Origin of the sequence: Mycobacterium sp. BK086 (assembly GCA_004362315.1) — a bacterium.
Lineage (GTDB): Bacteria > Actinomycetota > Actinomycetes > Mycobacteriales > Mycobacteriaceae > Mycobacterium.
Genome location: SNWL01000010.1, coordinates 296,384 through 308,877, shown reverse-complemented (window position 1 = coordinate 308,877; position 12,494 = coordinate 296,384). Strand labels below are relative to the sequence as shown.

Below are 12,494 nucleotides of genomic sequence, written 5' to 3'. Positions count from 1 at the left end.
GTCGTGGAGCATCTGTCGGAGGTCGTGAAGATCCTGGACGCGGCGTTGATGCATGACACACGCAAGGCGCACTCCTACGGAGAGCTGCTGGCAGCCAAGCTTGAGGGCGACTGCGAATTGAGGCAGGCACGCGCGGTCCGCGCCGTGCTGGCGAAAATGCCCGGACCCGCCATCGGCGCGTCGTCGAGTGTGGCCAAGGCGCCGGTCGACGTCGAGAACATGCTCGCGATCGTGGACGTGACCCCGGCAGAGCAACTGCCCGTCGACGAGCTCGTGCTGCACCCGTATGTACGCGATCGCCTCGGCGACTTCCTCGAGTCGGTGCAGATGTATGACACGTGGGCAGCCAAGGGCGTAGCGGCATCTAATCGACTGCTGATCTACGGGCCGCCGGGTACCGGCAAGACCAGTATTGCTGCGCGCATCGCCAAAGATCTGCGCTTGCCCCTGGTGCTGAGCCGCAGCGACGCGCTGATGTCGTCGCTGCTCGGACAGACCAGCCGCAACCTGCGCACCGTGTTCGACTTCAATGCGTCAATGCCATGTGTGTTATTCCTGGACGAGTTCGATGCGCTGGCCAAAAACCGTGGGGATTCTCACGAGATTGGTGAGCTGCAGCGCGTGGTCATCTCGCTGTTGCAGAATATCGACGCCATGGATCCCTCGACGATCCTGGTGGCCGCGACCAATCATCCCCAGCTGCTGGATAGCGCGGTGTGGCGGCGATTTGACTACACCCTGAAGGTCGACCTGCCCGGCGCCGCCGAGCGCACGCTGATTTGGCGAAATACGTTGGCCCAGCTCGCTTCTGCCGATACCGACCTCAGTCGACTTGTCGATCTGTCCGAGGGGCTGTCCGGTTCGGCAATCACATCGGCGGCAAACGATATGTGGCGAGTGGCTGTGAAACAGGGAGTCGACATGCTGCCACTGCCCACGATGCTGCGCAGGCTGGCGCGAGTGCTCTGGTTCGACTCCTACGAGAAGTTCAAAGATGGTGCGTCGGAAATCGCAGCGCTCAGGGAATGGGCCCCGGACGTGTTCACCGTACGAGCTCTCAGCGAGAGCTTCGGTGTCAGCACCCGCCAGGTATCAAAAGCCATCGGGAAGGTGACCGCCGATGCCTGATCTGGAACCCATCATCGTCTTACCCGCGCAGCGGGGCGAGTACGCCCGCAAAAAGGGTGGCGGCAAGACTCCCGCGCCGATAGTGACCGTCGATCGGCAGCTGCGGTCTGGCCTGGTGACACAGCTGTCCTCGGTGCGGCAGATCGCGGCGGCTGACCGGCCCGGAGCTGTTCAGGGGACTCCGGTCGCGATCCGGGTGCGCGACGAAGCATTGGCAAAGTCCAACCGGCCCTACGAGTTCCTGGCCGATGCCGATCTGATGCCGGTGGCTGGTGGCGCCCGCGGCGAGATGATCAGCCGAGCCACACCCGAAAACACCAATGCGCTCGCCGAACTCATCGCCACCCGCACCAGCAAGCGGGATACCTTTGCCATCTCGACATTCGAGTCGTTTCGCGTCTTCGACCCGGTATCTGACGCTGCGGCGTCGGCGGAGTTTTCGTCGGCGCAGAGCCTGTTAGATGCTGCCCGAGCACACTCCACACCGTTGAGGGTTGAGCTTTTTCCCTGGCTGTCCCTGCAATCATTGTGGCAGGACGGCCAGACACTGGGTCAGTACTTGGAACTGGTCGGCCTGCCGGTGATGTCCACAGCGGGCAGCAGAACCCGGACCGCCCTGTATCTACAAGTGACCGACGACGCGACCGTGCAGTCGCTGCAAACGCTCATCGGCATCCGCAGCGCAGTGCTGGCACCGGCCTACAACGCACCAGCACCCGTTGGCCCGCAATCATTTCGGGTGGTCGCCGGCCCTGGCGAGGTGCAGGTACCCGACCCCGTCGATATCGATGCGATGGTCGGCATCCTCGATAGCGGTATCGAACACGGGGCACTCGATGCCTGGATCCGGCGCCGCTGGGCCTATGAGGTTCCGCCTGACAGCGACACGACCCACGGGACGTTCGTTGGCGGTCTGGTTGTCGCCAGTCGCCAGCTCAACGATGACAGCGAGGACTTTCCGCTCGACCCGGCCCTGCTCTTCGATGCGCAGGTCCTGCCGGCAGGGAAGGTCAGCGAAGATGTCCTCATCGACCGGATAACCGAAGTGCTCAATGAATCCGGACCGACCGGTCCCCGAATCTGGAACTGCTCCTTTAACAACGAAGAACACATGGATCCGATCGCCTACGGCACCCTGAGCCAGGAATTGGACCTCCTCTCCGACACACATGGCGTCCTATTTGTGCAGTCAGCGGGCAACTTTCCGGGGCTACGACGGACATGGCCGCCCGACGGCTCCCCCGGGAAGGAGGACGGGCTCGCCGTCCCCGCTGAAGCGGTGCGCAGTCTCACCGTCGGATCACTGTCACACCTCGGCGGCCTGACGCCTCGCGGCGCGGTGGCGTCCTACAGTCGGCGCGGACCCAGCTTCGGCGGGCAACAGAAGCCCGAAGTCACCTACTGGTCAGGCGATTTCGACGAATCCGAGCAACTCTCCGGCTACGGTGTGCAGTCTCTGGGCCCGGGCGATTTCAAACTCGAGATGGTAGGTACCAGCTTTGCGACTCCAATCGTCAGCTCGATCGCGGCGAACATCTGGTCGGACCTGCTCGTCGGTGGCGCTGTTGAGTCCATTGCCCCCGAACTAGTCAAAGGGCTTGTCGTGCATAGCGCGACGGTCGCGAATATGGCGATTTCCGATGAACAGCGCCCCTACTACGGCGCCGGACGCCCGCACGGCGAGTCAGTCGTCTTGTTCGATCGGCCCAATGCCTTCACCTCGATCCACGAAGTCGAACTGGTCAGCGGGGTCAACTGGGAGAAGCGGCCGTTTCCGCTGCCGGAGTGTTTGATCGACGCTGCCGGAAAGATGAAAGCAACAGTGGCGCTGACGATTTCATATGCTCCGGTGATCGATCCCGCGTTCGGCGAAGAATGCACCCGAACGTGCGTGGAGTCCTCTTTCGGCCGATACACTATGAAGAACGGCAAAGAGACCTTCAAGGGCAAGATGGGTGACAGTCAAAGCTGGGAAAAGGATCTCATCGATCGGGGAAAGTGGAGCCCGATCAAGACATACCGCAAGAAATGGGGCGGTGTTGATGCCTATGGTGACTGGGCACTGAAGCTACGGCTCACGGCCCGTGACAGCACAATCGAGCCGCTGACGCAGCGGGTCTTCGTGATCGTCACGCTCGAGAGCCCCGACGAAACGCTCCCCGTTCACAACGATGGCCTGGCCGCGGTCGCCGCGCTGCGCTATCCGAGTGCTTTGGCCATCGACGTTGGACGGCTGCGGGTGCGGACGTGATGGAACCGAATCTGGCTCGCACAGTGTCGAACCGCTGCGGTGCGGCGACGGCGCGACCAGCTAAGCGATGCTGATGCGGACCGGGTCCCCTGTGCGGTCCGAGACGCCGGGGGAGAGGCTTGTCGCTAGGACGTACTTGCTGAAACTCAGCAGAACGCGCTGCGCGAGCGATCGACACCCTGCTGCGCCTTCACAATAGTTTTCTTGTTCGACGGTAGCCATGGGCCGGTCACCGGCTCGTAAACTGTGAGCGGGCCGCACGCCGGGTGCCGCCAGGAGGGATCCGAGTGATGGCGGACGCCGACGCGAGGAAATCGCCCCGACGCCCACACCAGCCGACGCGGCACCTCGTCCTCATGACCCGCCACGAGCAATTGAAAATTTCGCTCGACGGGATGCGCGCCATCGTCGACCGCGGTGGTCGCCTGTCCAACGAATATGCCAGGCGCCTGGACGCCATGCTCGACGAGCTGCGCCCCACCGAACTGACCAGCAGATTAGACCGGGACCTGCACTCGCAGGCCAAACACCTGCACGATCGAGTCCACGCAGGTCGGCTACCCGAAGCCCGCCCTGCCGAGACCCGACCCACCCCGACAGTCGTAGCGACACCGCATCTCCAACCATCTACCACCCAAACGGATCCGGACCTATTTCCGGTCCTCGCTATCGTCGAAGCCGGCACCAAGCCCGCCAAACTAGCGCCCAAGTTCACACCCCGCGAAGGCTCCGAGACCGCGACCATCCAACGCCTGGCCGGACTGCGGTCAACCTTTTTGTCCGCCACCCCGTTCACCGTCGAAGGCGACGTTGCCCCGCGCCCCGTACGCGCGGTGTTGCTCCCACCATTCGACAATACGTGGATCGAGTGGCGCACCCCGCATTACCGGGTCGGGGCGCACATCACTCGCACGGCGAGCCACCGCCTGGCGGTATCGCTGGTCATCTCAGATAAGAAGAAGATCACCTTCTACGACCAGCCCGACATGGTAATGTTGGATGCCACAGGGATTTTCATTGGCCGCGAGGAGTTCGCCGACCAGCTCTGGTCCCGTCGACTCTCTCACCAGCAGGCCGCCTTTACGCAGCTCTACGACATCCTGGCCTACCTCAACCAACCGCATACTATGCGGGAGGAAGTCAGGCCCGGTCAGTACCGCGTGCCGGCCGCACCACGCACCGACGAACGCACCGTCCTCATCGACGTCACAGCCACGACGTCACCGACGCACCGCGCCGAGGACCACAAGGCAATGCCGTTGCACAACGTTCGAGGACACGTCCGCCACGATCGGTCCGGCAAGGAAATCCGGGTCAAACCATATCCGCGAGGCAACGCAGCCAACGGCACCAACATCGGCACCTACCGCGTCCAACCCCAGCCGCCAACCGACCCGCACGACTGACCCCACCAACCAAGGGCGCCTATCATCGCTGGGCGGCGCAGCGCTGTAGCACCCGCCACGGTCAGCCCTGACGATGGACGTGCCCGTCCTAAACCGTTGTTGTCCCGACAATTCGGTCAAATCGGCAGCCCTGACATGCTCCCTCGGGTCCGAGGATGAGGTTGCGCGACGTCGACCGGGTCCCTTTACGGTCGACGTGCCGGGAGAAAGGCTTGTCGACAGGACATACGCTTGTTGAAACCATCACATAGATCAGGCGTCGCTTGTACGTTTCACGGTCGTGCTGAGCGCCTAGATGTGAGCGCAAGATCCCAATCAGAGCGGTGGTGTGATACTTGGCCATGGCGACCACTTCGGCCTTTTCCTGAAGTGTCGCTGGATCATTCAACAGGATGGCCTCGCCCAGTGCGTCGCTTAGGGACAAGATGATCTCTCTCGGAAGGACCCTCCAAATAGGTCCGACGAAGAAGTTGTCCTCGCCAGATGTACTCAGACGATCAAAGAATCGACCAAACTTGAGCGTAACCCCGAGGCGCGCGCCTCGGGGTTACGAGCCCTTGCGATTCTGTCTATCTGGCAATACCGTTGCAGCAGAGCGCATTGCATTGTTGACGGTGGCGCATAGCCGACGCAACCTCACCCTCCGCACGCGAATTATTCTGCGTTTCAGCACAAGACAGCCACCTAAGGCAGCCTTCGCGCGGTATCGCCTTCTCCGGAGAGACAGCCGTCACCCTGCAGCCGGGGGCGCGTCGTCTCATTCAATTCTAACCAACTGCTGCAGTGCGCGTGGTCGAGGGGGATACTGCAATTGATGATGGTGACGAGAAATACCCGGGGGTACAGCATCTCTCACGCTTACCTGACATAAGATATGTTATCGGTAATAACCAGTGCCATTTGTATCCTATGAAATCCCCTGCAGTCCTTGGTTACTCGACCAATTCAGGCGGTATGCCGGCCGCCCCGATTATGCGGTGGTCCGGCCTGGATAGCCGTCGAGGTATCGCCGGGGCTTGAGCACGATGGACCTGCGACGTCGCGTCGGCGTCCGTGTGGTTGCAGTCCCGACCCGATAGCTCCGAGGCGCCGATTCAGCGACCGGAACCCATCCGGTGCTATGGCATCGATACGTCACTGTGACGAATTATAATGCACCGCTGGGTCTTTCGTAGTCGAGTCCGCTCGGCGATCACGGTCCTCGATGACCGCTGGGCTCGCTGTTAGGACCCGGGATGGCTGATGAACTTCCGGCAGATTCTGCGTCGCGACGACGTCTCGTTGCTGCCGGCCGACGAGACGGTGTTCACTGCGGTGGTCGACGGCTGGCGGGCCCAGACGTTGGCGGCTCAGTCCCGGGCGTGCGAGGGGGCGCCACGGCGATGTAAAAGCTTGCCTAGGAGCCGTCGGCTCACGTGTCCAGGGAATTCAGCCGAGCGATCGATCCACACGACCGCTGCGCCAAACCGTCGGATCGCCCCCGTGCCGTGGAACAGGCAAGCTCAATTTTGAGCGACGCCTGCCCTAGTACTCGAAGAAATTTGCTGCTTGCCTGGAACTACATTCGCGCACACTCAGAGGGGCCTATGACGCTTTCACGCTTCCGGCTGTGGCCGCACAACGGTTTCCGCAATCGGCCAGGCCCGACGCGGGTCGTGCTCAGTGCTGTCGGTGTGCTGTGGATCCTGGTCGAGGTATCAGCACGCGATATCGTAGTTGCGACGCTTGTAGTCGCTGCATTTGGCGCAGTACTGGCCGCCTTGGTAAGCGCTGTGCGCGTACAGCGGACCTGGCGCCCGGTGAAAGACCCACTGACGGTTGTCGATCGGGCTGTCGAGGCTCTGCCGGGCGTGATCCGACATGAGCAGTGGTGGTCACACGCTCCCGGCATCGTGCGGGTCAGACTCAACGATGACGACCACGGCGCCTTAGTGGCGCACTACGGCACTGACGCCATCATGGAGTATCTCACCGACCAGTACCTCGAAACCATCCGTCGCTTCGCTGCGGTACAGGATTTCTCTGGATCCCCATCGATCCTGATCGAGTCGACTCCCCGGCAGCGTCGTGGCACCTGCTGGGTGCAGGCGGTCGCTCCAGCCGTCCCCGGCCGGGCATTCGTGCCGTCGACGCGCCGTGACGACGGACACTCCACTAGCAACACATCCATCTCAATCAGCGCCGGCCGTGGCCATGGAAAGTACCTTGAATTGGCAACCGACGGTCGAGTCCACCGCGTCGTCGCGCCGTCAGCCACAATCGGCCGTTCCCGACACGCTGACGTACAGATTGCCCTCGATCCCTGGATGTCGCGTGTCCACGCCGTAGTTCGGAATGACGGTGGCGCTTGGTGGATAGCGGACCGCAGCGCCAACGGTTGTGCCGTCAACGGCGTGGCCGTGAGCGGCTGGCGGCAGCTGCACGACGGGGACGTGGTGGCCTGGGGACGCCACTCGACGGCATTACGGTCAGTGATCCACACCGGCAAAGGAGCCGAAGGGTAGCGGTTCGGGACGGTATACGCATTCTGAATATTGAGCACTGATTTCCCCGGCGACCTGCGCGGAATTGCTGTCAAACTTGGGGGTCACATCGACGGAAGGGTCAACGGTGAAAATCATCGATAGTCTCGCGCAGCTCGGAGTCACAATGCGCCATGGTGCTGCGTGTCGCCGCCCATCGACAGCTGCCATAGGCCGCGGTACGGGCCGAACGGTGTCAGAACAGATGCTCGTCATCGGCGGTCAGGCGGCAATCGAGATGAGGGCATCACCGACCGTCGGGGAGCTACGCGGTGGATGAAGTTCGCGACCTTCCGCAATCAGCCGGGGAAGCGTGGCCGGTGGACGCGCGCGGACCTTCGGGGCATGCCGCGGCAGTGAAGCCGACACCGACCTGGAGGAGCCCTCTCCTATGGGCTGCCGGTGCTGAGTTCGGCTGGATCACCAATCGGGCTGAACGAGCCCGGCTAACGTGTGCTGGCGGGATCGTGTGCCTGACCGCGCTCGCCGGCGCGGCGGCAATGGTACTGCTGTTGTCCACCGTGCTCGGTGGCTTCCGCGCGTATTTCGTCGCCGTGGGCTCCACGTGGGGGCTCGTGGTGTTCATGATTGATCGGTGGATCACCGCCACGATCGACTACGGGAATCTCGAACCCGGTGAACGCCCGCGACATTGGTGGAACAAGATAGGCTACTTCGGCGGCCGACTGCTGTTGGCGGGTGTAATCGGGCTGTTGATTGCCGAGCCGATCATCCTCGGTATCTTTCGCGACGATATCGCCGACGAGATCGATAAGATCCATAGCGGCCAAATCAAACAGCTCAACGATACTGTGCCTCAAGAGGCTTCGTTTGTGCAGCAGAGCATGGCGATCGAAGCTGCACTTACCGCCGCGCAAATCAACCAGAAGGATTCCTCCGTCGCGGAGAGCAATGCATATGGGGATTGGCAGGCCGAGCTACATGGCACCGGCGGAACGGGTGATGTCGGCAACGGTCCGGAAGCTTATACAGCCCAAGGGATTTACAACCGAAAGCGCGATGCGCGTATCGACGCTGATGGGATACTGGCCGCGGCGATCACGAAGCACGCGCAGGACCAGGCCGAGCTAAGTCGGTTGATCGCCGGCGAGATTGACCGCAGAGCTGCGACTATCCGCGACGACGGCGGCCTCCTGATCCGCGAAGAAGCCCTCGAGCACGTGTTGACCGACAACCCGCGCTTGCAGCTTGTGCGGTGGTTTCTAACCGGGGCGTTGCTGCTGGTCGACTTGATGCCAGCGCTGCTGAAAATGACGTCGGGACGAACACTGTATGAACGCATCGGTCGCGTGGAGGCCATGCGACAAACCTATGGCGCCATCGCGTCTATTCAATACGACCGCGACCTAGCGCTACATGATGCACAAGACCGGCTTGCGGCTCGTGAGCAAAAATCCCTGATCACCCAGTGGCACAGAAACACTGACCTGGCGGCCGCCGAGGAGAAGGCAGCGTTGGCCTCGCATGCCCTCGCAGCCGTCGGCGGCGCGGCCAGAGAGGTGATGACTGCTGACGCTGATCCGGGCGCGCTGGTTGACGAGTATCTGGACGAGGCACGCACTCAGCTATCGAAGCGCCGGGGCGCCTATCCGCCTCCGGATTTCGCAACTCCGCCGCCGGCAAGCACTGCTGACGTTGGCGAATCCGTTTCCCACAAAGAATTTCCGATCACCGCTCCTCAACCTGAGACCAGCGTTGTCGACGTCGGCAGTGTGGTGGCCGGTCAGTACTTTCTCGATGAGCGCGTCCACACGTCCGACGAATCCGCGGTCTTTCGGGCACACCACGTCGCGGAGGATTTTGACTTCGACTTCGCGGTCAAGATCTACTGGGCCGCAAACGAAAGAGGCGGTGCAGTGTTGCGTGCCGCGATGGCTGAGGCGCACGCCATACCGGTCGGCATCGGTCACGAGAACCACGCGCACATCTACTACGTGAACACCTCCGGCCGTGACGTTGTGGTGGTCACCAAGATGTTCCCATGGACGTTGCAGACGTATATTGAACAGCTGCCTCTTTTGACTTTGGGCGAAACGTTCGATCTCGCAGAGCAAGTGTTCAATGGTCTTGTTGCCGCTTGGACACTGCCCGAACCCCGCACCCACCTTGATATCAAGCCCACCAACATCGGCGTCGACGACGATGCGGCGCACACCTTGAAAATCTTTGATTGGGGGCTGTCCAAGCTTGCCCACGGTCGCGACGCCCTCGCCACCGAGCGGCCAACCTTTACCAACTACTTCTCACCGCCCGAGCAGCGAACACGCCAACGGCCAGAGTGGGGCAGCTACCTCTTGCACGCCGATCTGTATGCCTTTGCTGCGACATGGTATTGGATGGTCGTCGGCGAAGCACCCCACCGCCGCGAGGCGATACGCATCGGGCTAGAACAACACGGCAATGTGCCCAACGGTAAGGCGTTGACCGAGTTCGTCGCGCATACCCCTCCGACTCGGCTGTCGAAGTACACCCTCGTCCCCGAGACATTCGACCGTCTCATTTCCCAATGGCTATGCGCTGATCCGCCCCAGCGCAATCCCGGGCCCGGCGACACATCCGCGTTCATCGAACGGCTGCGTCTGAACATGGCCGAGATCAAAGACGTCCTGCTGGATGCCCGATATTGCGATCTACCAGTTGGAAATCTGGGCGCTCAAGCGGATTTGGCGCGGACTGTGGATGGCGACCAGCACTACCCGGACGGTGCAGAGACTTCGACACATCGTCTGGGAGACCCTGCGCCTCACCTCGGCGGCGGACAGACTCTTACACCGCAACATATCGACACCGAATCGCCCACTTGGCGGCATGATCTATGACCGCTGCAGACCCTTGCTCGGCGCCCTGGACAACCCATCGCGCAAACCTCTCGATGGAAGTGTTAATCATGACTCTTGTTCTATTGGCGGCTGCACTGCTGACGCAGCCAAGTGGCCGGTTGCGGCTGCCGCCGTGGTGGACGCCAGCGCTGGGGCTGCTGTTGTTGGCCGCCATCGTCGTCACCATCGCTGCCGCAATACGACGTCGGCGGTTCCGCGGACATTCGACGAGGGTGGCCCGTTGTTCGCTAAGCGGAACAAGCGTGTTTAGCGGTCGAGTCGGCAGACGACTGGGAGTGTCAAAATGGCCTGGCCCACTGAGGATCCACACTCAACGACGCACTGCGCACGTCGTGGGACACGACGGCCAACGGCAGGGACACGTCCCATCCGTCGCGGTGCCACCACGATCCTCCGAACCCTCCGCGGCCGTGCCGGCTCAAGAATTGGCGCTGGTGCTAGAGGACGTTACCTACTTTCTACCGATACCTCTGTCAGGCGCACGCGTGACGGTCGGCCGTGCCAGTTCGTGCGATGTCGTCGTCGGCGACCCGACCGTCAGCCGCGACCACGCGATACTCGAACGCGGCATCTCCGGGTGGCTCGTCCACGACAACGGCAGCAACTCAGGTACTTTCGTTAACGAGCGTCCTGTGCCGCGCGCGGGTCCACCGACTCTGGTTGCCGAGGGAGACCGCGTACGGTTTGGCGCGGCCACCTATCTGGTCGTACACCAGTCTCAGAAACCCTGGCGAGGCAAGACATCCGGCGCGTCGGCGACAGCCCTTGCACCGGGCACGAATGCGCTGTCAACAGTGCGATTCCGGGCCGCCGGTGCGACGTCGGCAGGTGACCGCAGACACAACAACGATCTGTACGCCGTGCGGCCCAGCCGAATTGTCGTCGCCGACGCGGTCGGCGATGATTCCCGCGGAATGGTCACCGCTCAGGTTCTACGGGATCAATTGACCGGCGGCGCGTTGACCACGTATCCGTTGCCCGAACTTGTCGCGCATCTCCACAGCACCCTTCAGCAGGTCGGCCGCGACGAACGCTCGGGTGAGCTGGCAAGCACGGTCGACGTAATCGGATTGTCGAGCAGTGCCGGCGAGCCCGAGGTCGAAGGGATCCACGTCGGCGACGGCGCGGTATTTGTTGCCGGACTTGATGGCTCAGTGATACCCCTGACTCGCGCACAGACGATGTCGACGAACTCGCCCGTTCTGGCTCACGCCCTCGGCCACGACAACACTGGCGTAAACCCTCTGCGTTGGGTGCGTCGCGCCGTGGCCGGGGAACGGTACCTGATCACGACCGACGGCCTACTCGACGCGCTCGGATCCCGCGCGATCAGCGTAGTTACCTCCGAGCTCCGCGTTGCGCCGGTCCAGCGCAAGACCCCGCGGGAGCTCGCCGACGGCCTGGTGCGGCTGGCACTGGAGAACCCTGTCGGACCGCGAAACACTCTGCTGGACAACATCACCGTCGTTGTCGCCGACATTATTGAGGAGGCTTACGGTGAGTAACGACCTAGCGCCCGTGCCAATCGTCAGGCCGCCGAGCACCGGCGTGCCGGCTTTCCCGTTGGACTTCGGGACAGTGTATTTCGACCGGCCTTTCCTTTCGGGTGGCATCGATCATTTCGGCGTACCGCGCGTGCAGGACAGCTCACTGTCACGCAGCCTGAGTGTCGCGGCGCTGCGTTACGACGAATCAGGGGTCGTCCAGGTACAAAACTTCGATCCCGACTATCCCCTCCACATCGCGGCGATCACAGAAACCTCATCCGCCGAAACGTATCGGGCTGTCGAGCTCGCGGCCGACATCACGCTGCTGCCCGGGGAGACCGGCGGCCATGTCTTGTCACCCGGCAATATCTACCGGCTTGCAGTCGCGCCACCGAATTATGTCGTGCTCGTGTCGGTGCCTCATGTCGATCAGGTGACGGCCGACCGACGGGCTCAAGATCCACACGAAACACAAAAACGCCGATTCGAAGCAGCCGAAAAGACGATCGAGGCCTCGAAGCGTCTAAAGAGCTACCTGTCGGTCAACGAAAGGTACCGCCACGCTCTGACCTACGAGTTCCACCAGTACTTGGCGGGCTATTCATTCCCCGAGAAAATGAGCGTCTCCGATATCAAGAAGTACTTCAAGGTCAATCCCTCAGACGTTCACCGAGAGATATGGCGACGAATCATCACTGAGGAATGGGAGCGAGGCTCCCCCATGGAACTCCTACGCCGCCTCGCCGAGAACAGGATCTTGACCCATGAGGATGTCGTCGAAGTGTCCCAGGTTCTCGCTGAACGGGGACACGCCGCGTTGGTGCCGCCGTCCTAGCCAA

The 12,494-nt window shown here is 62.1% G+C and carries 7 protein-coding genes; all 7 read left to right on the top strand.

The window, feature by feature from the left end; all coding sequences use genetic code 11:
- Positions 1-3: 3 nt before the first annotated feature.
- Positions 4-1,128, top strand: coding sequence for an AAA family ATPase (locus EV580_RS33250; protein ID WP_133697131.1), 1,125 nt, complete (start codon positions 4-6; stop codon positions 1,126-1,128).
- 115 nt (positions 1,129-1,243) lie between these two features.
- Entirely contained in the window at positions 1,244-3,379 is a 2,136-nt protein-coding gene (locus tag EV580_RS33245; protein ID WP_166655004.1) for a S8 family peptidase, read from the top strand.
- Between the two features lie 290 nt (positions 3,380-3,669).
- Positions 3,670-4,785 (top strand): hypothetical protein, encoded by a 1,116-nt coding sequence (locus EV580_RS33240; protein ID WP_133697127.1) that lies wholly within the window; start codon positions 3,670-3,672, stop codon positions 4,783-4,785.
- Positions 4,786-6,371: 1,586 nt separating this feature from the next.
- Positions 6,372-7,289, top strand: coding sequence for an FHA domain-containing protein (locus EV580_RS33230; protein ID WP_133697124.1), 918 nt, complete (start codon positions 6,372-6,374; stop codon positions 7,287-7,289).
- A 290-nt stretch (positions 7,290-7,579) separates the two neighbouring features.
- Complete coding sequence (locus tag EV580_RS33225; RefSeq protein ID WP_133697123.1) at positions 7,580-10,147, top strand: DUF4407 domain-containing protein; 2,568 nt, start codon at positions 7,580-7,582, stop codon at positions 10,145-10,147.
- Positions 10,144-11,673, top strand: coding sequence for an FHA domain-containing protein (locus EV580_RS33220; protein WP_353619877.1), 1,530 nt, complete (start codon positions 10,144-10,146; stop codon positions 11,671-11,673). The genes EV580_RS33225 and EV580_RS33220 overlap by 4 nt, the downstream gene beginning before the upstream one ends.
- The gene (locus EV580_RS33215; protein ID WP_133697119.1) at positions 11,666-12,490 is read left to right on the top strand and encodes a hypothetical protein; all 825 of its coding nucleotides are present in this window, start codon (positions 11,666-11,668) and stop codon (positions 12,488-12,490) included. Before EV580_RS33220 ends, EV580_RS33215 begins: the two co-directional genes overlap by 8 nt.
- Positions 12,491-12,494: the final 4 nt, after the last annotated feature.